Source organism: Bartonella sp. TT119HLJHH (assembly GCF_042193385.1).
Lineage (GTDB): Bacteria > Pseudomonadota > Alphaproteobacteria > Rhizobiales > Rhizobiaceae > Bartonella.
In genome coordinates, this window is the sequence record NZ_JBHILS010000003.1 from 85,572 (window position 1) to 110,534 (window position 24,963).

General features: G+C 37.7%; 16 protein-coding genes. 9 read left to right on the forward strand and 7 right to left on the reverse strand.

The features are described from left to right. The first annotated feature begins 88 nt into the window (after positions 1–88). Complete coding sequence (gene glpX / locus ACFIJL_RS02775; protein WP_375622390.1) at positions 89–1,075, forward strand: class II fructose-bisphosphatase; 987 nt, start codon at positions 89–91, stop codon at positions 1,073–1,075. A gap of 105 nt (positions 1,076–1,180) precedes the next feature. Here glpX and ACFIJL_RS02780 read toward each other — a convergent pair whose 3' ends face one another. Continuing rightward, on the reverse strand, positions 1,181–2,287 hold the full coding sequence (locus ACFIJL_RS02780; RefSeq protein WP_375622391.1) for a branched-chain amino acid aminotransferase: 1,107 nt from the start codon (positions 2,285–2,287) through the stop codon (positions 1,181–1,183). A 278-nt stretch (positions 2,288–2,565) separates the two neighbouring features. Here ACFIJL_RS02780 and ACFIJL_RS02785 point away from each other — a divergent pair, with 278 nt between their 5' ends. Continuing rightward, on the forward strand, positions 2,566–2,841 hold the full coding sequence (locus tag ACFIJL_RS02785; protein ID WP_375622392.1) for a hypothetical protein: 276 nt from the start codon (positions 2,566–2,568) through the stop codon (positions 2,839–2,841). A 180-nt stretch (positions 2,842–3,021) separates the two neighbouring features. On the opposite strand, the gene ACFIJL_RS02790 is transcribed toward ACFIJL_RS02785, so the two are convergent. From ACFIJL_RS02790 to ACFIJL_RS02800, 3 genes are all read right to left on the reverse strand, one after another. Next, positions 3,022–5,538, reverse strand: coding sequence for an SPOR domain-containing protein (locus ACFIJL_RS02790; protein WP_375622393.1), 2,517 nt, complete (start codon positions 5,536–5,538; stop codon positions 3,022–3,024). A 151-nt stretch (positions 5,539–5,689) separates the two neighbouring features. Next, the gene (argS, locus tag ACFIJL_RS02795; protein ID WP_375622394.1) at positions 5,690–7,447 is read right to left on the reverse strand and encodes an arginine--tRNA ligase; all 1,758 of its coding nucleotides are present in this window, start codon (positions 7,445–7,447) and stop codon (positions 5,690–5,692) included. Positions 7,448–7,477: 30 nt separating this feature from the next. Further along, on the reverse strand, positions 7,478–8,680 hold the full coding sequence (locus ACFIJL_RS02800) for a deoxyguanosinetriphosphate triphosphohydrolase (RefSeq protein ID WP_375622395.1): 1,203 nt from the start codon (positions 8,678–8,680) through the stop codon (positions 7,478–7,480). A gap of 108 nt (positions 8,681–8,788) precedes the next feature. Between ACFIJL_RS02800 and ACFIJL_RS02805 the strand changes: the two genes are divergently transcribed. The 5 genes from ACFIJL_RS02805 (at position 8,789) to glmS (ending at position 14,349) form a co-directional block, all read left to right on the forward strand. Beyond that, positions 8,789–9,112: an iron-sulfur cluster assembly accessory protein gene (locus ACFIJL_RS02805; protein ID WP_273791197.1), complete on the forward strand. Its 324-nt coding sequence runs from the start codon at positions 8,789–8,791 to the stop codon at positions 9,110–9,112. 39 nt (positions 9,113–9,151) lie between these two features. Further along, complete coding sequence (locus tag ACFIJL_RS02810) at positions 9,152–10,141, forward strand: carboxypeptidase regulatory-like domain-containing protein (protein ID WP_375622396.1); 990 nt, start codon at positions 9,152–9,154, stop codon at positions 10,139–10,141. Positions 10,142–10,184: 43 nt separating this feature from the next. Then, positions 10,185–10,973 (forward strand): cytochrome c biogenesis CcdA family protein, encoded by a 789-nt coding sequence (locus ACFIJL_RS02815; protein WP_375622469.1) that lies wholly within the window; start codon positions 10,185–10,187, stop codon positions 10,971–10,973. Between the two features lie 14 nt (positions 10,974–10,987). Further along, on the forward strand, positions 10,988–12,352 hold the full coding sequence (gene glmU, locus ACFIJL_RS02820; RefSeq protein WP_375622397.1) for a bifunctional UDP-N-acetylglucosamine diphosphorylase/glucosamine-1-phosphate N-acetyltransferase GlmU: 1,365 nt from the start codon (positions 10,988–10,990) through the stop codon (positions 12,350–12,352). A 173-nt stretch (positions 12,353–12,525) separates the two neighbouring features. Then, positions 12,526–14,349: a glutamine--fructose-6-phosphate transaminase (isomerizing) gene (gene glmS, locus ACFIJL_RS02825; protein ID WP_375622398.1), complete on the forward strand. Its 1,824-nt coding sequence runs from the start codon at positions 12,526–12,528 to the stop codon at positions 14,347–14,349. Positions 14,350–14,740: 391 nt separating this feature from the next. Here glmS and recG read toward each other — a convergent pair whose 3' ends face one another. Then, a complete protein-coding gene (gene recG / locus ACFIJL_RS02830) occupies positions 14,741–16,849 on the reverse strand; it encodes an ATP-dependent DNA helicase RecG (RefSeq protein WP_375622399.1) in 2,109 nt (702 codons plus the stop codon). Positions 16,850–17,251: 402 nt separating this feature from the next. Here recG and dnaE point away from each other — a divergent pair, with 402 nt between their 5' ends. Then, the gene (gene dnaE, locus ACFIJL_RS02835; RefSeq protein WP_375622471.1) at positions 17,252–20,719 is read left to right on the forward strand and encodes a DNA polymerase III subunit alpha; all 3,468 of its coding nucleotides are present in this window, start codon (positions 17,252–17,254) and stop codon (positions 20,717–20,719) included. Positions 20,720–20,910: 191 nt separating this feature from the next. On the opposite strand, the gene ACFIJL_RS02840 is transcribed toward dnaE, so the two are convergent. Further along, positions 20,911–22,158 carry an FAD-binding protein gene (locus ACFIJL_RS02840; RefSeq protein WP_375622400.1) on the reverse strand — a complete coding sequence of 416 codons (1,248 nt, stop codon included), beginning with the start codon at positions 22,156–22,158 and terminating at the stop codon, positions 20,911–20,913. A gap of 52 nt (positions 22,159–22,210) precedes the next feature. Further along, complete coding sequence (locus tag ACFIJL_RS02845; protein ID WP_375622401.1) at positions 22,211–22,459, reverse strand: zinc-finger domain-containing protein; 249 nt, start codon at positions 22,457–22,459, stop codon at positions 22,211–22,213. Between the two features lie 318 nt (positions 22,460–22,777). Here ACFIJL_RS02845 and ACFIJL_RS02850 point away from each other — a divergent pair, with 318 nt between their 5' ends. Next, a complete protein-coding gene (locus ACFIJL_RS02850) occupies positions 22,778–24,958 on the forward strand; it encodes an RNA degradosome polyphosphate kinase (RefSeq protein ID WP_375622402.1) in 2,181 nt (726 codons plus the stop codon). The last annotated feature ends 5 nt before the right edge of the window (positions 24,959–24,963 follow it).

Here is a 24,963-nt window from a genome sequence, read left to right on the forward strand (position 1 = left end):
GAAAAGTTTTTATCTTTGCCAAAGCTTTATTCTTAGTGCTTAATAAGTACTCATTTTTTTCTGGTATTCATTCGGTAGGATTTCTCATATGCCCACAACTCAGAAGATTTTAAATGGACTTGATCGTATTTTGACGCTTGAATTGGTACGTGTCACTGAGCGTGCTGCTGTTGCTGCTGCACGCTGGCGCGGACGTGGCGATGAAAAGGCAGCGGATCAAGCTGCTGTAGATGCAATGCGGCAGGAACTTAATCGATTACCTATTGATGGTACAGTGGTGATTGGTGAAGGTGAGCGGGATGAAGCGCCTATGCTTTATATTGGAGAAAAGGTAGGTCTTCAAAGTGGATTGGCGATCGATATTGCACTTGATCCACTAGAGGGAACAACACTTTGTGCTAAAAATATTGCCAATTCTTTGGCAGTAGTTGCAATTGCTGAAAAGGGTAATCTCCTTTATGCCCCTGATGTTTATATGAATAAAATTGCTATTGGTCCTGGTTATCCAAAGGGAGTAGTCGATATAGACGCTTGTCCTACCGATAATATCCATGCTCTTGCAAAGGCTAAAGGAGTGGCTGTTAATCAGATTGTTGTTTGTATTATGGATAGACCTCGTCATGAAAAATTGGTTAATGAAGTACGAACGACAGGGGCGTCGATTCGCTTGATTGGTGATGGAGATGTGGCTGCTGTTATTGATACAACTGATCCAGAAGAAACAGGTATTGATATCTATATGGGGATTGGTGGAGCCCCTGAAGGTGTTTTAGCTTCTGCTGCTTTGCGTTGCATTGGGGGACAGATGCAAGGCCGTTTGCTGCTTGATACAGAAGAAAAAATTGCCCGTGCTGCTAAAATGGGGATTAGTGATCCCAATAAGGTTTATACAATGGAAGAAATGGCAAAAGGTGATGTTTTGTTTTCAGCAACAGGGGTGACAGATGGCAATATGCTTTCTGGTGTTAAATTTACACCTCGCTACATTCAAACGGAAACTCTCGTGATGCGTTCCCATACGGGTACAGTTCGTAATATTAAAGCACAGCATAGAGATCATTCAAAATTTGATTAATGTTTTCTTTTTTTGTCACTAAAAATAAAGGAAGTTTTTTAGGAAATACGCTTCCATGAATCTGCTTTCATGGAAGCGTTTATAGATATGAGAATACCCTTATTATTATGAGAGCTGCACAGAATGCACCCAGCCATTTTTATCTTCTATGTTCCCTTTTTGAAGGCCAACCAATTGTGTACGAAGCTGCTTTGTAATTTCTCCAACTGTTTCATTTCCGATAATAAATTCTCCCCCCTTATGTCTAAAGCGGCCAATTGATGTGACAACGGCAGCTGTACCACAAGCAAAGACTTCTTTAAGTTGTCCACTCTTTGCATCTTCTTGAAGAGATTTAAAAGAATAAGGACGCTCTTCTATTTTTAATCCCATTTGTTTTGCTAATTCTAAGAGTGAATGACGTGTTATTCCTGGAAGGATCGTTCCATTAAGTGGAGGGGTTATGAGTGTATTATTGTCCATAATAAAGAAGACATTCATACCACCAAGTTCTTCAATCCATTTATGTTCAACCATATCAAGGAAGAGCACTTGGCTACAATTGTTTTCAGTTGCATTTTTTTGTGCAAGTAAGCTTGCTGCATAGTTTCCACCACATTTGGCAGCCCCTGTCCCTCCTGGACCGGCTCGACTATAATCTGTTTCAATCCAGACGCTGACAGATTTTTCTTCTCCTTTGAAATAGGATTCAACTGGAGAGGCTATGATACAAAAAAGATATTCTTGAGAAGGGCGAACTCCCAAAAAGTTCTCATTGCCAAACATAAATGGACGTATATAGAGGCTAGCATTGGGATGATCGGAGACCCATTTTTGATCAATTTTGACTAATTGATGAACGGCATCTAGAAAAATATCTTTTGGTAATGCTGGCATAGCTAAACGCCTCGCTGATTCTATAAACCGTTGTGCATTGGCATCAGGACGGAAGAGCAAAATGCGTCCATCTTTTGCACGATATGCTTTTAAACCCTCAAAAATTTCTTGTCCGTAATGCAAAACGGTACTTGCAGGGCTAATTTCTAAAGCTTTGTATTGAGAAATAATGGCATTATGCCAGCCTTTGTCTTTAGTCCATTGAATGGTACACATGTGGTCTGTAAAAAATTGACCAAAACCGGGATTTTTTAGAATTTTTTCCCGTTTTTCTTCTGACAGAGGTGATGGATGTTTTTCGGTTTTAAAGGGAAGTGACGATATGGGAGATTTCATAAGAAAAACCTTTTGAGTATGTTTTATTTTTTATTAATAAAAATAATGAGATCTTTTGATCACAACTCTATTATTAGCAAAACCTTTGTGTCAATGTTTTATTATAGATTTCAGAGGCAGTGGTCGATATTTTTGATTCTATTCTGGGCTCTTTTCTCAACTTTATGAAGTAATCTGGAACCTTTATCTATATTTATCGTTTTCTCAAAATAAGTATCTGAATAATTTCATATTTTCTAGAAATTTAAAGGTAAGGGAATCGAGAAAAGGAATCCACTATGATTGATAAAAATTATCACACATTTGAAGAACGTATGGCAGAAGAAAGAAAAGATCGTGAACAGCGTGTTTCAATCGCTAAGGGTATTTTTGCTATTCTTCTTGCGATGGTTATTATCTGGTTTATTTTTGGTTTTTTAGGATCTTTTTTTGCGAAATCTCCTGAACATATTTCGCATTATAATACTCCAGAAACAAGTCAGACTGTAACGACGCCCCAAAAAGATTTAAATTCGCTCCCTTCTGTACCTTATACCTATAAGGGTACGCAGTGATTTTTTCATAAATATAATCTTTTAGATAGGGCGAAAATCGACGTAGATTAAAGAATAAAGTTAGTGCAAACAGATAAGCGAAAAAGATTGGACGATTTTAATTTCTGAAGTTTTTGATAAGTAATTAAATGGTATGGAAATAAATAATGCAACGGTTGTTAAAACCGCTGCATTATTGGTTTAGCGTGTGATGAAGCAGCTTCCACCAGAACTTTTAATGGATTCACAAAGGATTATGGCTTCATTACGGTCTTGCGCTTGAATCCGAACACGGTAATAAGTACCTTTTCCTGGTATAAAAGCGGATTGAATATTTAAAGAACGGGCCCCGATAAGGAATCCAAATTTAGATTTCATATTTTTTAACGAATTTCTAGCGAGCTCATGCGTTGGTTGAGATGCAAGTTGTACGTAATAACTTTCTGAATTTTGTGCTGCGACTCTGTTTGGTGATGTGGGGCGAGACGCGGCAGGCGTTTCAACTTGTGTATTTCTTTCTGCATGAGAAGGAATAGGAATAAATTTTTCTTCAATATTTGAGCTAGAATTATTTTCTGCGATTATTTTATCAATATTATTTTTGAGATCATGATCTCTTTCTTGATCGTTTATATCAGAATCATGCGACGAAACAAGGGACGAATCTTGAAGTTCATTAGAATCTTGATCAGTGCTTTCTTCAGATTGATCAGTAGCTTTGCTCTCTGTTTGATGCACGGGCGCTAGTGTAACTGTACCATCTTGATTTACAATAACAGTTTGTACTTCTCGTGTGGAAACAGTATGATTGATAGCTTCTGTGACTGCATTTTCAACATCAGATTCATTTGCAGAGGATGATGAAAAGTTTGAAGATTCTTCTGGATTTAACTTTTCTAAATTTTTAGGTTTTTCAGAGTTATCAATAAGAAATTGTTGTGTATTTTCTTGTTTCTCATTTTGTTCAGTTGTTTGTTTATAGATATCTAAATTATGTGCAACATCATTTTTCGTGTCAGTTGTTTCTGGTTTGAATTTAAAAGGCGTATTATCAGCGTGGATAATGACCGTTTCTTCATTTTTTTGTGATGGCATAAAAAAGTGAGAATAACCAGCAAACCCAATTCCTATTAAAATAAGTATAAAAAAACCTTTAATGAAAGTTTTACCAAAAATAAAACTTTTTAAGGGAGGAGGAGCTGATGGAGGTGTGGAAACCTCATCTGAGCTTGTATATGGTGAATTCTCGGTAAAAGAGGGAGAATTGTACTCCATATTGGCAGCAGAAAAATAGTTGGCATTTTGTTCTTTAGAGTTTATATGAACACCTTCTTTTGAATTTTGCATAGTTTGTTGAAAAATTTCATTAAAAAACTCATTTTTCTGTTGTCTTTGAGAAAAATTGTCTGTTGGGACATTTCCTACATTGAGCACGTCAGCAAATTCTTCTTCTAAACTACTACCAGTCGGTACATCATATTCTGGGGCTTCATACGGGACTTCTGGAACCATAATAGGGCCAGTTTTTTCTACGATTTCCTCTGAAAATTTATAAGTATCAACAGTGGGAGGAGGAGTATCTCTGCCCGTATAGTTATGGGCAAAAAAGCTATCCGTTTGTTTTGTATTGAGGGAGGCTGATGAGGAAAGAAACTCATCTAAATTATTTTTGTTATATGAAATTTCTCTGTTTAGGTTAGAGATATTTTCAGTGTTATTGATGTGTTGGGTTTGAGCTTCATTATATATCGGAACTTTTTCGCTATAAGTTTCTTGTTGTGAGGGGTTTTCTTCAAAAAAATGGGGATAATTGGTTGTATGATCTTCTTGTGAAGCCCCCTTTAAATAAGATTGTCTATCAACTGGTGGAGAATCTAAAGGTGAGGAGAAGGTACTTGTTGTTTGATTTCTTGCAGTGTTTTGTTTTTCTGACTCAATATTAGAAGATGAGAAAAACTCATTTTCCTCTGTAGAAAAGGAGACATCAGGATAATCTTTTTTAATCAAATTTTCTTGATCAGCTGAAATTTTATAGGGATGGTTTATAGGAGTGTCATAGAAGTTTTGATTGTCATCATAAGTTTTTTGTATATTCGTAGTCTCAGGTTGTTGTGAATTTATTTGTGAAAAACGATTGGTTCGTTCAACATCTTCAGGCATCTCTCTCTTATTTTCGCGCCTTTCAGATTTATCAAAAAAGAAATTTTCTGATTCTGATTGTGACATAAGATTACTTTTTTCAAGAAAAGGATTAGCACTGGTTGCTGTTGTTTTCTGTTGAGGTGATTGATTCTTTGGGATTGGTAATGGAGAAAGTGCATCTAAAATTTGTTCTTCATCATGGCTGCTAGGTGAAGAATATTTCTCTTTAGATAAATTATTTCGTTTTGAATGGTTGAAAGAAGCAGCTTGTGCAATATCTGAGGCTGTTGCGTTGCTGATTGCATGCAAGTCCCATTGTTTTTTTTGATCATTGAACGGTAAGTCATGTGCTAAATTATTTTCAAGTTCCTCTTCTAGAAAGGACAAATCAAAATCATTATCATGGGGCGATGTTTCAGGGTGAGATGTTGATCGATCTGTTTTTAAAGAAGATTGCTCATTTTTGTTTCCGCTTTGTTTGTGCGGATTAAAAATGCGCGTAAGCCTTTCTAAGGGATCATGGTGTTCATGATCGTGTTTTGTTTCGTGTAGATTTTTGCGATCGTTATCGCTCATAGCTTTTCTCACATGATGGTTTGCACTTACGTGCAATAAATGGTTGATTTTGATTTGTTATATTAAAATTATAAATTTTCCCCCTCTCATGCAAGGATACATGAAAAAGTTTACCAATAGAGTACCTATTGTATGTATTTATAGAACTTTTTCAACGCATTTCTATGGGGGCTTCGACTCCTATGATGGTAAGCCCTGATGATAAAGTATTGATAACAGCTTGTATCAATCCCAATCTTGCAAAGGATAATTCTTTATCATCAGGTTGAATAAAGCGTAAATTGAGATTTTCACTCCCTTTATTCCAATGGGTGTGAAAGCTGGAAGCAAGGTCATAAAGATAAAACGCTAATCGATGCGGTTCCTTATGAACTACGGCCTGTTCAATGATACGTGGATATTCAGAAAGTTTGCGTATTAACAATATTTCATGGTCATCTGTTAATCGATGAAGATGGGCAATCAATGTATCATTTGAAAAGCTTTTAATATGAAGCGCTTCTTGTGCTTGACGAAAGACTGAGTGACAACGTGCACTTGCATATTGTACGTAAAAGATGGGGTTATCTTTTGATTGTTCTGTTACTTTTGCAAAGTCAAAATCAAGAGGCGCTTCACACTTACGGTATAGCATCATAAAACGTACAGGATCACGACCAACTTCCTCGACAACATCGCGTAGCGTGACAAAAGATCCTGCTCTTTTTGACATGCGTACAGGATGACCGTTGCGAAAAAGTTTTACCAATTGACACAAGAAGACGCTTAATTTAGCTTTATCCCCAGAAATTGCTTTTGCCATTGCCTCTAGCCGCTTTACATAGCCAGCATGGTCTGCGCCTAGAATATAAATCATTTCATCAAAATGACGATTAAATTTATCCCTAAAATAAGCAACATCAGCAGCAAAATAAGTGTAAGAACCGTCAGATTTGACTAAAACACGGTCTTGGTCATCACCGACATTTGTTGAACGGAATAAAGTTTGTTCGTTTGGTTCCCAGTCTTCTATATTTTGTCCCTTGGGAGGGGGGAGTTTTCCTTTGTAGATATAACCATTTAAAGTGAGGTCGTTGATGGTGTTACGAATGGCGCGTGCATTATCTGCATAAAGCATTCGCTCAGAGAAAAAGATATCATGATAAATATTAAGAGCAGCCAAATCTTCGCGAATCATGGACATCATTGCATGAATTGCACGTTCTTTCACAAGAGATAAGGCTTCATCTTTATCCATCGTGAGGAGTTGGTCACCAAACTCTTGAGCAAGCGATTGACCCAATGGTATCAAGTATTCTCCAGGATAGAGTCCTTCTGGAATTTCATTAATTTTTTGCCCAAGAGCCTCACGATAGCGCAATAGTACAGAGTGGGCGAGGACTTCGATTTGTTGACCAGCATCATTGATATAATATTCTTTTGTAATGTTATAGCCCGTAAACTGCAGCAAATTGGAGAGAACATCCCCAACAACCGCTCCACGGCAGTGTCCTACATGCATTGGTCCTGTCGGATTTGCTGAGACATATTCAACATTGACGCGTTTTCCTTGTCCCATTGGAATACGACCATAAGAAGTGCCTAATTCAAGCATGGATTTTATAGCATTTTGCCAAAATAATTTTGTAAGCTTTATATTTATAAAACCAGGACCGGCAACATCTATATTTTCGATAGAGGAATCATTTTTAAGAAGTTCTATGATTTTATCGGCAAGTGCACGGGGATTGAGCCCAATAGATTTTGCAAGCACCATAGCAGCATTGGTTGATAAATGACCATGGGAGGAATCACGCGGAGGATCAACAGTGATTTTTGATAAATCTAGATCTTCTCCATTTTTTCCTTTTATATCAGATAATTCAATTGATCTTTTAATTTTTTTTTCGAAGTTTTTAAAGATATTCATATTTAGCTTCCATGATGATGCCAAAAGCCATTAAACGAAATTATCTGTATGGTCAAATAAACGCTGATATTCACGTAGAGCGTAGTGATCCGTCATGCCTGAAAGAAAGTCAGCAATCAAACGTGCTAATTCTTGATTTTTTAAGTGCACTGTTTTGCTCTGCCAACTTTCAGGCATTGTATTTGGATTTTCATAATAACAATTGAATAATTTTTGTACAATGCATTTTGCTGCATTGCGACGACTAAGAACTTGTTCATGGTAGTAAAGATTTTTAAATAAAAAGTTTTTTAGTTCTTTTTCATAAACGGTCATTGTCGGTGAAAAGGTGACAATGGTTTGTTTTGCTTGGTGAATATCGTTTATACTGGTTGGTTTGATGCGTGCTAAATTTTCTTGTGATTGTTTGATAACATCTTCAACCATGGTTGTTATTTGTCTTCGTACAAGTGTGTAACCGCGACGCGCTTGGTCGAGGTGGGGATGCTCATCTGTTATATCTTTTAATATTGCTGCTGTTAGTGGAACATGTTCAAATTGATCGAGTGTTAAAAATTGCGAACGTAGACCATCATCAATATCATGCGCATTGTATGCGATATCATCTGCAATAGCAGCACATTGCGCTTCTAGCCCTGCAAAACAATCGAGTGCAAGGTCTTGCTTTGCATTGTATTGTAAAATATCGATAGGAACCTCCTTATTCTTTGCGTGAGGACCTAAAAGGGGACCATTATGCTTTACAAGTCCTTCGAGGGTTTCCCATGTAAGGTTAAGTCCATCAAAATTTGCATAGCGCTGTTCTAATTTTGTGACAATGCGTAATGCTTGTGCATTATGATCAAAGCCGCCATAATGTACCATGGCTTCATTAAGAGCATCTTCTCCAGCATGGCCAAAGGGTGTGTGTCCAAAGTCGTGAACAAGGGCAATGGCTTCGGCAAGGTCTTCATCAAGACACAGGGCACGGGCTAATGTTCTTGCAATTTGAGAAACCTCTATGGAATGGGTTAGACGAGTACGGTAATGATCGCTTTCATCAGCAATAAACACTTGTGTTTTATGTTTAAGACGTCGAAATGCATTAGAATGGATAATACGATCTCTATCTCGTTGAAAAGGTGAGCGTGTAGTGCTCATTGTTTCATAGTATAACCGACCACGGCTTGTTTGTGGATGAGCACTGTATACTGCTCGAGATTGGTAATTGAAGTTGATATTTCCTATATCCATTGCAAGCTGTCCATTATCATCTTAAAATTGAGAGTGGTTTATGACAAATAAACTGCTCTGTAAGTGTGGGATACTCTTTCTTGATGGTTTAATGCAAGGATATATAAAATGAATGTGAAAATTTCAGATGTTGCTGCTAAAAAAATTGCACAGATACTTTTGCGTGAACCCGATAAAATAGCCTTACGTATTTCTGTTGAAGGTGGTGGGTGTTCTGGTTTTTCTTATAAATATGACTTGGTTTCTGAAATGTGTGAAGATGACCTCGTTCTCAAAAAAGACGGGGCAGTTGTGTTTATTGATTTACTATCACTTCCTTTCATGGAAGGAGCTGAGATTGATTTTGTTGATGATCTTATGGGACAGTCTTTTCAAATCCACAATCCCAATGCTGTTTCATCATGTGGTTGTGGTGTAAGTTTCTCAATTTAAAATGATGGCTGTGTGATATTGTTTCTTGAAAAAAAGATCATGTTGATCAACAATGCAAAAATGGGTATTCTTATAAAAATAGTGCACCGATGTGTATGGTTGTGCGTGGTACTTACTTTATTGACTTGGAGCCACTGTGCTTTTTCTGAAGCAGGAGAAGGGCAAGATCAGCAGCAGGGACAATCAAGGAGTTTTATTGTCAAGACTCAAGAGCAGGAAAACGAAAACTTAGCCTCTCAAACACAACTCATTTTGAAGGCTCGATTAACAAAGAGTCATCCGGATATTGAAAAAGGGCTTGTCTGGCGGGTTTATGCCCCTATTCTAGGGATTGATAATAAATTACCATTAGTGGCAACCTATAAGGGGGGAAGTGCACGTTTTGATCTCGAACCAGGAAATTATCTTGTTCATGTCTCATTTGGTCATATGAGTGCTGTGCGCCATATTCGTTTAGAAAATGGGCAGAGTCTTGTAAAAAACTTTAATCTTGAGGCTGGTGGTGTCATTTTAAATGCAACACTGCTCAATGGTGTAATGAATGAAAAAGAACTCCGTTTCACTATCTATGAGGATGAAAAAGAAAATGATGATACGGGAGTGATTATATCAAATGTTAAACCCCAATCAGTTGTGCGTTTAAAAGCTGGCCGCTACCATGTTGCTTCCCATTATGGTTCTATTAATGCGACCGCTCGTTCGGATATTCAGGTGGATGCTGGTAAAATAACAGAAATTACTCTTGAACATCAGGCCGCTCAGATTGTCTTAAAGCTGGTACGACAAGAAGGAGGAGAAGCGCTTGCAGATACAAGTTGGTCTCTTGCCAATGATTCTGGTGATATCGTTTATGAAACAGTTGGTGCGTATGTTTCACTTGTGTTAGCAGAGGGAGAGTATATTGCAATTGCTAAAAATAAAGATAAAATCTATCAAAAAGTTTTTTCAGTCGTTTCTGGTCATGATGAAGATATAAGTGTGGTAGCGAATGAAGAAAATATGCAACGAGTTGATGAAGATGTGGATTGATCTTTGTTCATGGGGGTAAACTATGATGAAAGACGGGGTATGAATTTTGATTGAAATTTCAACAGTTGGTGTGTTTTTTGCTGGGGCTCTCTCTTTTTTGTCACCATGCGTTTTGCCGTTAGTTCCTCCTTATTTGTGCTATATGGCAGGAATTGGTATTGATGATTTTCGTTCAGAAAAGCCTGCTGAGAAAGTCTTTATAAGGTGGGCTTTATTGTCTTCTGTTATTGCTTTTGTTCTTGGGTTTACGACTGTTTTTGTTGCTTTAGGTGCCAGTGCTAGCACAATTGGTCAATTCATCGGTTATTATCGTGATTGGTTTGCTCTTGCTGCTGGAATTGTCATTATTATTTTTGGTTTAAACTTTTTGGGGATTTTCAAAATCGCTTTTTTATTTCGTGAGGCGCGTTTTCAGACCAAAAAAACACCTGCTGGTCCTTTAGGCGCGTATATTATAGGTTTAGCTTTTGCCTTTGGCTGGACACCTTGTATTGGTCCCATTTTAGGTCCTATTATAACGCTTGCTGGAACAAAAGAAACTGTAGGTGAAGGAGCTGTTCTCTTAGCAGTTTATGCATTAGGTCTTGCTATTCCTTTTATGTTGGCAGCTTTATTTTCGAGCAGTTTTATGCGATTTTTAGGCGCTTTTCGTATTCATTTAGGAAAAGTTGAAAAAATTATTGGTGTTTTTCTTATTCTTACAGGGATTTTGTTTTTAACAGGTTCTATGCAGGATCTTTCATTTTGGCTTTTAGAACATTATCCTTCGTTGAGTTATATTGAAGATATTCGTTGGCACGATATTATGAATTTTTTTGGATTTTCTCGTTAGTCTTATGTGTTTTTATGGTTAGAAGTTGTCTTTCTATTGTTCTTGCCGCAGGTGAGGGGACGCGCATGAAATCGTCTCTGCCTAAGGTACTTCATAAAATTGCTGGATTGCCTCTTATATGCCATGTTCTAAAACAAATAGAATTGGCAGGCTCTTCACAATTAGCAGTTGTTGTGGGATGTGGTGCTAAGGAGGTTACGCACGTTGTTCAGTCATTTGTAAAAGATGTAATGATTTTTGAACAAAAAGAGCGTTTAGGAACAGCCCATGCTGTTTTGTCTGCTCGTTTAGCTTTGCAAAAGGGAGTGGATGATGTTCTTATTGTTTTTGGTGATACTCCTCTCATTCAGCAAGATTCATTGCACCAAATGCGTGCACAGCTTGCTGATGGAGCAGATGTTGTTTTTGCAGGTTTTCATACCCAAAATCCAACAGGTTATGGGCGTCTTCTCGAGAAAAATGGTCAATTGATTGCAATTGTAGAAGAAAAAGACGCTAGCGATGAAGAAAAAAAGATTTCTTTTTGTAACGGTGGAATACTCGCTATGCGCGGAAAACACGCACTTTCTCTTTTAGAGAAGGTTGGTAATAACAATGTGAAAAAAGAATATTACTTAACAGAGATTGCTTCTCTTGCAACACGCAAAGGATTAGATATGCGTGTTGTTGAAGTTCCTTTTGAAGATATTGTAGGAATTAATAACTGTTTTGAGCTTTCTCAGGCTGATTCTTTATGGCAGAAACGTAAAGCACACAATTTAATGTTATCAGGTGTTACAATTTTAAAACCAGAAACAGTCTATTTTTCTTATGATACAGAAATTGAACCAGGTGTGGTGATAGAACCAAATGTTTATTTTGGATTAGGCGTAAAAATACACTCTGGTGCTGTTGTTCACGCATTTAGTTATCTAGAAGGTGCTGTAGTTGGGACGGATGCACAAATTGGTCCCTATGCACGTTTGCGTCCTGGAACAGAGTTGGCGAAGTCCGTAAAGATTGGAAATTTTTGTGAAGTCAAACAAGCTAAGGTAGGAGAATCTTCTAAAATCAATCATTTGAGTTATATTGGTGATGCTGAAATTGGTGCACATACCAATATTGGAGCCGGTACGATTACTTGCAATTATGATGGATTTAACAAATATAAAACCATGATTGGTGATCATGCTTTTGTTGGCTCTAATACGGCACTTGTTTCCCCATTGGTAATAGGGGATGGCTCTTATGTTGCTTCAGGAAGTGTTATTACTGAAAATATTCCTATGAACAGTATGGCTTTTGGGCGTGCACGACAGGTTATAAAAGAGGGCTATGCGACACAATTTCGAGAGCGTTTGTTAAAGAAAAACTTGTCAGAAAACAAACAGAAAAAATGATCTTTTTCAGTCTATTTCTTTGTTTAGTGCTGATTTAACGATGGATGGGAGGTTTATTCTTAAAGATTGCCGTACTCCATGTTTGAATTATTTTTATTATTTATAGTTTTAAATAAAGGCTGTTGGATTGTTTTATAAGATTTAAATCTTAAGATGTGAGTTGGAGCTTTTTAATGTGTGGAATTATTGGAATTCTTGGAAAGAGGTGCGTTACGTCCTCTTTGGTTGAGGGGTTAAAGCGTCTTGAATATAGAGGATATGATTCATCTGGGGTGGCAACGGTCCATAATGGACATCTTTATCGTATGCGTGCTGAGGGGAAGCTTGTTCATTTAGAAGAAAAATTAAAAAAAACACCTCTGGAGGGAAGTTTAGGGATTGGTCATACCCGTTGGGCTACGCATGGAATTGCTGTTGAACGCAATGCGCATCCCCATGTGACTGAAAAGCTTGCGGTTGTTCATAATGGTATTATTGAAAATTTTGTAGAATTGCAAAAGGAACTCATAGAGGATGGTTATATCTTTGAAACAGAAACGGATACGGAAGTTATTGCACATTTAATAACGCGTGCATTAAAAGATGGTCTTTCTCCGCAAGAAGCCATGTGTACTAGTTGGAAAAGGTTGCAGGGGGCTTTTGCTCTTGCTCTTATTTTCGAAGGTGAAGATAACCTTATGATTGCGGCTTGTTCTGGTCCACCTCTGGCAATTGGTTATGGAAAAGATGAATTTTTTGTGGGGTCAGATGCCATTGCTTTGGCACCATTTGTTGATTATATTAGCTATATGGAAGATGGGGATTGGGCTGTTCTCACACGGGAAGGTGTCACAATTTATGATGCTAACAACCAACCGGTAAAACGTCCTGTGACGACATTACTTGAAGGGGCTTTATTGATTTCTAAGGGTAATCATCGTCATTTTATGCACAAGGAAATGTTTGAACAACCTGAAGTAATTTCTCATAATTTGGCTCATTATCTTGACCTTGGAAATTATGCGGTTCGACCGCTTGAGAATTTGATTGATTGGAAAAATATTAATCGGCTCCTTTTTGCGAGTTGTGGAACGGCGTATTATTCAACCTTAGTTGCGCGCTATTGGTTTGAGAAATTTGCTGCTTTAAGTGTTGATAATGATGTTGCTTCGGAATTTCGTTATCGTGAACCTCCTATAACGTCTGATGCGTTATCGCTGTTTGTTTCTCAATCTGGTGAAACAGCGGATACATTGGCTTCTTTGCGTTATTGTCGTGAACGGGGTATAAAAACAGCAACAATTGTGAATGTTGAACAATCAACAATGGCAAGGGAGGCTGATTTTATTCTCCCAACACTTGCGGGACCAGAAATTGGTGTTGCTTCAACAAAAGCTTTTACCTGTCAATTGGCAACGCTTGCTTCACTCGCTCTTAGTGCTGCTAAACAACGTGGTTATCTTACAGTTCAAATGGAACAACAATTGGTTCAACAGTTGGCAGAAGTTCCCCGTATTTTAAATGAGGTCTTAAAATTAGAAGGAAAAATTGAATCTATTTGTCGTGATTTGGTGAATGCAAAAAGTGTTCTTTATCTGGGACGTGGAACTTCTTATCCAATTGCTTTGGAGGGAGCCCTTAAATTGAAAGAGCTTTCTTATATTCATGCTGAAGGTTATGCGGCGGGTGAGTTGAAGCATGGGCCAATTGCGTTGGTAGATGAGACAATACCCGTTATTGTTGTTGCACCTTATGATCGGTGGTTTGAAAAAACTTTTTCTAATATGCAAGAAGTGGTAGCGCGCAATGGTCGTATTATTTTAATAACCGATAAAAAAGGAGCAGAAGTAGCTTGTCTTAAGACTTTATCAACGATCACTTTACCAGATGTTCCAGAATTTATTTCTCCTATTATTTATGCTTTACCCATTCAGTTAATCGCTTATCATACGGCTGTTTTATTAGGAACAGATGTTGATCAACCCCGTAATTTAGCAAAATCAGTCACGGTTGAATAAAAGTATATTTCTGAATCTTTTGGAGAATAATCAAGTGTAAGAAATTGATTTATAATGATAGCTTATTTTCCATTTTTCTCTGTTGATCGCGAATACCGGAGACAGGTCTTTTCTTTCTCAATCCTTTACGATAAAATAAAAAATATCTTCTTATCTATCAAAAAATGGATCAGCTATGTGAACATAATGGTAAAAAAGACGCAATATTGCTTCTACTGTTTTAATGCAAAGAATAATTCAGATTGAAAGAGAAGATAGTGCTGTTGATTTGTTATTCGTTCATGAAACATAAAAATGGTAAGAGACTGCATAGATCATTTATGGGTAATTCTAAGAGAGAAAATCATATTTGAACAGAGAGGTATTTAAGTTTTTTATTAGAGGGTCTTTGTTATCCTGCTCGTAAGAGGCGTGTAGCATCGTTGTGTCCGAAAAGATAAAGGAGCAAGCGTAAAGCTTGTCCTTGCTCAGAAGAAAGATAAGGATCGCGTTGTAAAAATAAACGAGCATCTTTTCTTGCCATTGACAAAAGATCGCTATGAACTGCAAGGTTTGCTATATGAAATTCAGGGACTCCGGATTGTTTTGTACCTAAAAGTTCTCCTTCGCCTCGTAGGCGCCAATCTTCTTCAGCGATTTCAAAACCATCTTCTGTATTGCGTATAATATTAAGGCGTGTTGCTGCTGTTTTAGTCAGTGGATCTTTATAGAGCAAAATGCAGGAAGATTTTTTATCGCCTCGTCCTACACGTCCACGTAATTGGTGCAATTGAGAAAGACCAAAATGTTCCGCGTGTTCGATGATAATGATCGAAGCATCTGGAATATCTACTCCCACTTCAATGACGGTGGTTGCAACTAAAATACGTGTATTTCCACATTTAAAAGATGCCATAGCGGCTTCTTTTTCTGCTGTAGACATTTTTCCATGGATCATACCAACGTGTGCTCCAAAGCGCTCATGGAGAAATGCAAAGCGGTTTTCAATTGAAGTGAGATCAAGAGCTGTCGATTCCTCCACTAAAGGACAAATCCAATAGAGCTTTTCTCCTTTTTCTAATGCAATTGTGATTCTCTCTATAAGTTCATCAAGACGTTTCAAAGAAAGCGTTGCTGTTGTAATGGGTTGTCGTCCCATTGGTTTTTCGGTAATTTTAGAGACATCCATATCACCAAAAGCTGTTAAGACAAGTGTGCGCGGAATGGGCGTGGCGGTCATAACCAGCATATCAGCTTTATTGCCTTTTTCTGTAAGAGCGATACGTTGATGAACACCAAAACGGTGTTGTTCATCGATAATGGTTAAAGCGAGATTATTATAAGTAACGCTGTTTTGTATGAGAGCATGGGTTCCGATGACAATAGAAACTTGACCTGACAGAATATCATTTAAGATATTTGTCCGCAATTTTCCTTTTTCTCGTCCTGTTAAAAGCGTTGTTTGTAATCCGATTTTTTCGGCAAGAGGGGCAATAGTAGCAAAATGTTGCCTGGCAAGCACTTCGGTTGGTGCCATTAAAGCTGATTGTCCTGAATTTTCAGCAATTTGTGCCATTGCCATTAATGCAACGACAGTTTTTCCTGCGCCTACATCACCTTGGAGTAGTCTTAGCATCGGTTCTGGTGAAGCAAGATCATTTGCGATATCTTCTACTGCTTTTTTTTGTCCGGTTGTGAGTTGAAAGGGGAGGATATTGAGCAATTTGTTAGTATAAATTCCTGTTGCTGGTCGAGAAGTGCCAACGAGAGATTTAGTTTTCAAACGCACGAGTCCCAGCGCCAATTGACAAGCGAGCAATTCATCATAGGCAAGGCGCTTACGTGCTGTACTTTCTAAGGATAGATCATCGGGGTTAATGGGCGCATGGATACGGCGTAAAGCAACAGAAAAAGAAGGAAAATTTTGCTGCTTTTTTACATTTTCATCTATCCATTCTGGGAGGAGAGGAACAAAATCAAGAGCGTTTTGTATGGCGCGTCTTAGTATTTTTACAGTTAGTCCTGCAGTAGAGGGATAGACAGGTTCGATGAGAGGTATCTGATTTGATTGTTCGCTTGGGGCAATATAGTCTGGATGCGCCATTGAAAGCTGTCCATTAAACCATTCAACTTTTCCTGATATAATGACTTTTTTTCCTTCGGGGAGTTGTTTTTTTAGCCAAAGAGGTTGAGCGTGAAAAAAGACTAAATTTATTTTTCCTGTTTGATCATGGGCAATAACACGATAGGGAATTCGGTTATGACCACGTGGGGGTGGTTGATGTTGATCAATAATAATTTCAAGCGTAACAGTATCTCCTTCTTTTGCACAAGCAATGTTGGGACGCATTCTGCGGTCTATAACGGAATGGGGCATTAATTGAAGAAGGTCAATAAGGGTTGCTTCGCGTTGTGTGGGATTAACATTTAAGAGTTTGGTCAGTAAGCCATAGATTTTAGGTGTAATACCAGAAAGGGTTCGAAGAGAATGAAAAAGAGGGGTAAGTAGACTTGGAGGCATGAGAAAATTTAACCTGCTCTTTTTATTTTTTCTAGACCTTTAGAAGAGCTTTTTGGGGATAAAGTCATAAAGAGGAGGTTGCTTTATTTACACATTGAACTTTAGGAAGAGAAATTAATATTTAAAGAAAAATACAATTAAATGATCAAAAATTAAAGTGCTTAGATGTGGTATATTGTTTTTCTTTTTATTTTAGGTGTTTATTTGCTGTGAATAGAGGCATTTTCTTGATAGAACTCTCTTATAAATATTAATAAAATTGGGATATTGCTCCTATGTAGCATGATGAATTTATAGCTTTAAAGTTTGATGATAAACAGAAGTTTTTTCTTTTATAAGGGGTGCTGTTTAGCATTTATTTTGTAGTGGGAAATTGTGAGAGTGGTAAAAAATAAAATGCAAATGCAAGAGAACAAAAATTCTCTTCCTCGCTTTATTCATTTGAGAGTGCATTCCGCTTATTCCTTGCTCGAAGGGGCTTTAAAAATCCCCCAAATTATTCAACAGGCGATTTCAGATCATGCACCAGCGGTTGCCATTACCGATACCAATAATCTATTTGGTGCTTTGGAATTTTCACAGTATTGTCTTTCTCATGGGGTACAACCTATTATTGGTTGTCAGCTTACTGTTGATTTTTGTGATGAAAATGATCATTCACATTTGGTTAAATGGCGTAATCCTTCTGATTTCTGCTCTATTGTTCTGTTGGCTGCTAACGAAACCGGTTATGCTCATTTGGTTCGCCTTGTTAGCCGTGCTTATCTTGATAAATGTGATACTGATCCTCCTCATATTAAAGCGAATTGGTTGTCGGCACACAGTGAAGGCATAATTGCTTTAACGGGAGGAAAGGGAGGACCTATTAATCTTTCTTTGGCGGAAGAGAAAAAAGAACATGCTGTTGAGCGCTTAATTTATTTGAAAAAATCTTTTGCTGATCGTCTTTATGTGGAGTTACAACGGCATGGCTCTTATGACCGGAGAGTAGAAGCTGATCTTATTGAATTGGCTTATGCGCATGAAATTCCTCTTGTTGCAACAAATGAAGCCTTTTTTCTGAAAAGAGAAGGGTATGAAGCGCATGATGCGCTGATGGCTGTTTCAGAAGGACAAATCGTCTCTAATCCAGATCGCAAACGTGTGACACCAGATCATTATTTGAAGTCACAAGATGAAATGGTTGCACTGTTTTCTGATCTTCCAGAAGCTTTAGAAAATAGTGTTGAAATTGCTTTGCGTTGTCATATTGCCTCGCCTCTTCGAAAACCGATATTGCCTCGTTTTATAGAACAATCCACTAATTCAGAAACTACTTTAGAAGTAGAAGATAGTGAGTTGTTAAATCAGGCTAAAGCTGGTTTGAAGATGCGGCTTGAAACAATAGGGTTGGCTGAAGGGTATACGATTGCAGATTATGAGCAGCGGCTTGATTATGAAGTTTCAGTTATTACGCGTATGCAATTTTCTGGATACTTTCTTATCGTTTCAGATTTCATAAAATGGGCAAAGGTTCATGATATTCCCGTTGGACCAGGACGGGGTTCTGGTGCTGGTTCACTTGTTGCTTATGCATTGACGATCACCGATGTTGATCCTTTGCGTTTTTCTCTTCTCTTTGAACGTTTTCTCAACCCAGATCGTGTTTCGATGCCAGATTTTGATATCGACTTTTGTCAAGAGCGGCGCGAAGAAGTTATTCAATATGTTCAAAAAAAATATGGACGTGATCAAGTTGCTCAAATTATTACCTTTGGTAAGTTACAGGCGCGTGCAGTTTTGCGTGATGTGGGGCGTGTTTTAGAAGTTCCTTATCGTCAGGTGGATTATCTTACAAAATTAATTCCTGCCACGCCAGGAAGTCAGGTAGAATTAGCTGATGCTATTAAGGATGAACCTAAATTTGAGGAAGAAAAGAAAAAAGATCCCGTTGTTGGACGCGCATTAGATATAGCGCTTCAGTTGGAGGGACTTTATCGTCATGCTTCAACTCATGCTGCTGGGATTGTTATCGGAGATCGTCCGCTTTGGGAGCTTGTCCCGATGTATCGTGATCCTCGTTCTGATATGCCTGTTACACAATTTAACATGAAATATGTGGAACAGGCGGGGCTGGTAAAATTTGATTTTCTTGGATTAAAAACGCTTACTGTTTTGAAAATGGCAGTCGATTTTGTTGCCAGAAAGGGGATTAAAATAGATTTATCAAATATTCCTCTGAATGATGAAGCAACCTACGCTATGATGGCACGTGGTGAAACGGTTGGCGTGTTTCAGGTGGAAAGTTCTGGTATGCGCAAGGCGTTGATTGGAATGAAGCCAGACCGTATTGAAGATATTATTGCGCTGGTCGCGCTTTATCGTCCTGGCCCAATGGAAAATATTCCAACCTATAATGCACGCAAACATGGGGAAGAGGAAATTGCTTCTATTCATCCTAAAATAGATCATCTGATCAAAGAAACACAAGGTGTTATTGTTTATCAAGAACAGGTGATGCAGATTGCTCAGGTGCTTGCTGGCTATTCGCTTGGAGAAGCTGATTTATTACGTCGTGCTATGGGGAAAAAAATTCATGCTGAAATGCAAAAACAGCGTACGCGTTTTGTCAATGGAGCTGTTGCAGGTGGCGTGGATAAAGATCAAGCTGATATTATCTTTGATCTTTTAGCAAAATTTGCCGATTATGGTTTTAATAAATCGCACGCTGCTGCTTATGCAATTGTTTCTTACCAAACAGCTTATATGAAAGCAAACTATCCCGTTGAGTTTTTAGCTGCTTCAATGACATATGATATGACGAATACCGATAAGCTCAATGATTTTCGGTGCGAAGCGTTAAGGCTGGGTATTGAAGTTATTGCTCCTTCTATACAAACATCTCATCGTATTTTTGAGGTTGGTGATAACTGTATTTATTATTCTCTTGCTGCCATTAAAGGTGTGGGAGAAACTGTTGTAGATCATATTGTTTCTTGTCGTGGGAATAAGATTTTTAAGGATTTGGAAGATTTTTGTGCGCGTGTTGATCCTCGTATTGTTAATAAGCGTGCGATGGAAAGTTTAGTTTGTGCTGGTGCTTTTGATTGTTTTAACATTGCACGTGAGGTTTTATTAGCCAATCTTGGAATCCTTCATGCGCGTGCACTTCGTATTCTCGATGACAATTCTAGCGGGCAGGTTGATATATTTGGAATGGCAGGCGGATTAAAAGAGCCCTTGATTTTATCGCAAACGACTCCTTGGTTGATGGCGGAAAAACTTTATCGAGAATTTCAAGCTATAGGTTTTTACTTTTCTGCGCATCCTTTGGAGGAGTATCAAGCTATTCTGAACAAAAAACGCATTCAGACTTGGGGTAATTTTGCCAATGCCGTTAAAGGGGGAGCAACGGCTGCACGGCTTGCTGGAACTGTTGTGGCAAAAAACGTGCGCAAAACAAAATCTGGTAAAAAAATGGGAATTATTCATTTTTCTGATACAAGTGGACAATATGAAGCAGTTCTCTTTTCTGAGGCACTCTCGGATTATGAAGAGATGCTAGAACCCGGAAAATCTTTTATTATTACGGTGAGCGCAGAAAATCGTTCTGAAGGAGTTAGTTTGCGAATTGAAACAATTCAGTCTTTGGAAAATGAATCATTACAACAGCATAAAATGATGCGTCTCTTTATAAAAACAGTTGATATGCTTCCACAAATTGAACAAAATTTAAATCTTGGGGGGAATGGAGAGGTTGGGCTTATTTTAATTCAAGAGGATGGATTGCGAGAAGTCGAAATTGCGCTTCCTAAGCGATATAAGGTAAATTCACATGTCGCAAATGCTATGAAATTAATTCAGGGTGTTGTTGATGTAGAATTGAGTTAAAGAAAGATTAAAGATGGGAGCTGATTTTGAGTGGTGTTTTTGCTTTTAGGAGAGCTAAAAATTAAGCTTTTAAAATTAGATTGTAGGTTTCGAAAAGTATTGCTTTTATTAGAGTAAATTATGATATTTTTTAGTGTCATAAAATTAAAAAAATCTCGTTCTTTCGTAATATTCAAAGTGCCGGAAGAATTTTATAAGTTTTTATCATTATTTTTTATAGAATTCATCGCATCATACATGTAAAGCCAATTGAGATCTGACATAATGCTCTCTGGTGTACGAATTTTCATCATGAGATTGCGTGCAATTGCTATGGGACCGGTTGCGTGATAGGCTAATCTATTGAAATCTCCGCGTTTTTTTACTGCTGCAATACGCGGGGTGCGTGTTGTTTCGTAAAGCGAAAGTGCTTTCGTTAATGAAAAATCTTTCAATGAAAGTGCTTTTGCTAATGTGGCGGCATCTTCGATTGCCATAGCGGCACCTTGTGCTGCAAAAGGTAAGGCAGCATGTGCGCAATCGCCAACAAATACTTGTCTCTCTAAACCGATAAAACGATTTTGTTTCATTTGAAAGAGTGGCCAATAGCTCCATTCATCAATATGATCGAAGATTTGTAAGATTTTTGAATTCCAATCTTTAAAAAGAGATTTGAGTTTTTCTTTATCTCCTTTATGGGCCCATCCTTCTTTTGAATTTTCTCCATGCGTAATGGCGACAAAATTAAAAATTTTTTCTGACGATTGAATGGGGTAGACAACAAGATGATTTTTGGGTCCCATCCAAGCCGTAATTGTCTTCATATTTTGCAATGAAGAACGAAAGTTTTGAGGAAGATTATCAAATGTTGTTGTTGCACGCCAAGCAATAAAGCCACTAAAATTTGCTCTCTCATGAAAAGGAGATTGTTGCCGTAATGTTGACCAAACGCCATCACATCCGATCAGGAGGGGCGTTGAATAAAGCTGTTCTGTTGCCGTATCTGTTTTTATTGTCGTGATTTTAATGTTGGTTGCCGATTGGGTAGAAGATACAATTGTTTCGCCTGCTTTGTATTTGATCAAAGGATTTTCAATCACTGCATTATATAAAATTTTTTGTAAAGCCGCGCGGTGAATCGTCATATAGGGGGCTTTCCAATATTTTTCTGTTAGATTAATAAGATGAGCCCGTAGATGTATTTTTAAAGATAATCCATCTTTTAACTCAAGAAAATCTGGGATTGTCGCGACTTCAGAGAGTTTGTTAAGAAGTTCCCAGCGAGCAAGAATAGATGTTGCATTTGGTGTCAATTGAATACCAGCGCCTATCGTTTCAAGTTGTTTACACTTTTCGATAATGGTGCTTGCAATTCCTTTATGAGAGAGTGCTAAAGCAGTGCTTAAACCAGCAATTCCTCCTCCAACGATGATGGGTGTTTGGTCCACAAATGATTTCATATTAAACAAGTAGAGTGTAAAAAGTGGCTATTTAAGAAAACCCTAGAACACATTATAATAGCTTGTCTGGATGATATAAACATCCTGTTGGGTTTGTTTGATTGTACGATAGCGAGGGAACATAACGATAAAGGGTTGAGCAATAAGGGCAAATTTTCTCATCAGCTGCTCCCATGTCGATAAAGATATGAGGATGATCGAATGGTTGTGTAGCGCCTACACACATAAATTCTTTCACACCAATTTCGATTGTTTTATATCCAAGATCATTTTGGAAATGGGGAATATTGTGATCAGCCATGGCGTACAAACTCCAGAATAAATTTTCTCATCAGCTATGATTGAGCTCTTCTATTTTATAGGCGTGAGTTTGTAATAAAGCGTATCATAATGCAAGCTGCTTTTTAAGACAAATTTCTCCTCTTTTATGCTATATTAAAATAGCTGTCTTACTTTTAGTGCTTTGCGCTTCGTTTCAAGTATTTTTAAATATTAAATGGAAATATAATAAAAAAGTTAGGCATTGACGCATTATTATGATGATAACATATTATAAAATATTATGTGAGATATTTTATCAAAGATTTTAGAAAGTATAAAAGAAAATTATTTAGGATATATGGCACAGAGGGTGGTAAATAAAATTTCTATATCGAATATAACAATGAAAAATCCGGTACGGTTTATTAATCGAGAGTTTTCATGGCTACAATTTAATAATCGTGTTTTGATGGAAGCGGCTAATTCGAAACATCCTTTATTAGAACGTCTACAATTTCTTTCTATTTCAGCTGCAAATCTTGATGAGTTTTTTATGGTTCGTGTTGCTGGACTGGCGGCTCAAATTCGTTCTTATGTTACAGTATGCAGTGCAGATGGGCACACTCCACAGGAACAGCTTGATATTGTATTAGCTGAGATTTCAAAGCTGCAGGCTCATCAACTACGAGAATTGAATGTTTTACGTGATGAATTAAAAAAGAATGATATTGAAATTATTTGTTCTGATGATCTTTCAGAAATTGAAAAATCATGGCTTGAAAAATATTTTCTTGAGACAATTTTTCCTGTTTTAAAACCTTTGCCTGTTGATTCTACTCATCCTTTTCCATTTATTCCTAATTTAGGGCTTTCTCTTGCGATTCAATTGTCTGGAGGAACTGATCAGAACTCACACACAGTGTTGTTACCTATTTCAATGCTTTTGAGACGTTTTGTTCTTCTGCCTCAGAAGGGCAATCATTTTCGTTTTATTGCCTCTGAAGATATTATTTCTTTTTTTATTAAACAGGTATTTCCTAACTATGAGGTTAATGGAATTGGTACATTTAGAGTAATCCGAGATAGTGATATTGAAGTAGAAGAAGAAGCTGAGGATCTTGTCCATTTTTTTGAAACTGCTCTCAAAAGGCGGCGCCGTGGGCAGGTTATTCGTGTTGAGTTTGACGCAAAAATGCCAGAGAGTTTACGCCAATTTATAGCGAAGAGTCTCGCTGTTCCTGATAATTGTATTAATGTCCTTGATGGATTTTTAGCGCTTAATACGGTATCAGAAATTGTTTCTATTCCCCGTGATGATCTCAAATTTATTCCTTATATTCCTCGTGTTCCAGAATGTATTCGTGAACATAATGGGGATTGTTTTGCGGCTATTCGTGAAAATGATATCGTGATTCATCACCCCTATGAGACATTTGATGTTGTTGTCCAATTTTTACGTCAAGCTGCTTGTGATCCTGATGTTGTGGAAATTAAACAAACTCTTTATCGTACATCAAATGATAGCCCAATTGTTGGCGCTTTGATTGAAGCCGCTGAACAGGGAAAATCTGTGACTGCTTTGGTAGAACTTAAAGCGCGTTTTGATGAGGAAGCAAATATTCGTTGGGCACGGGATCTTGAAGGTGCTGGGGTTCAAGTTATTTTTGGTTTTATTGCATTAAAAACGCATGCTAAGATGTCATTGGTTGTGAGACGTGAGGGAAAACGTCTTCGCTCTTATGTTCATCTTGGAACAGGAAATTACCATCCCGTTAACGCTAGAACTTATACTGATCTTTCTTTTTTTTCTACAGATGATGTTATCGCTCATGATGTTGCGTTATTGTTCAATTATATTGCGCAATATGAGCGTCCAAATGAAACCATGAAGATTGCTTTTTCACCCTTAACATTGCGTGGTCGTATCTTAGAGCATATTGAAAGAGAAATTGCTCATGCACACCAGGGAAGATCTGCTGCTATTTGGATGAAAGTTAATGCATTGGTTGATCCTGAAATTATCGATGCTTTATATCGTGCCAGTCAAGCAGGGGTGCAAATTGATTTGGTTGTGCGGGGAATATGTTGTTTACGTCCTGGTATTCCAGGAATTTCAGATAATATTCGTGTAAAATCAATTGTAGGGCGTTTTCTTGAACATAGTCGCATCTTTTGTTTTGGGAATGGTCAAGATTTACCCAATGAAAATGCACTTGTTTACTTAGGCTCTGCCGATATGATGCCTCGTAATCTAGATTACCGTATTGAAATATTGGTTCCAGTTTTTAATAAAATGGTGCGTCGGCAGATTCTTTTACAAATTATGTTGGCTAATATCATTGATAATCAACAAAGCTTTGATATACTTAAGGACGGAACATCAAGACGTGTCACACCACAGAGAGGTGAAAGTCTGTTTAATGCGCAGGAGTATTTTATGGCGAATACGAGTATTGCGGGGAAAAATGAGTCTTTTGAATCTTCTGTCTCGCGCTTGGTTGCGTTGCATCGGCAACAAGCCGAAACACATAAAGACTAAAATCC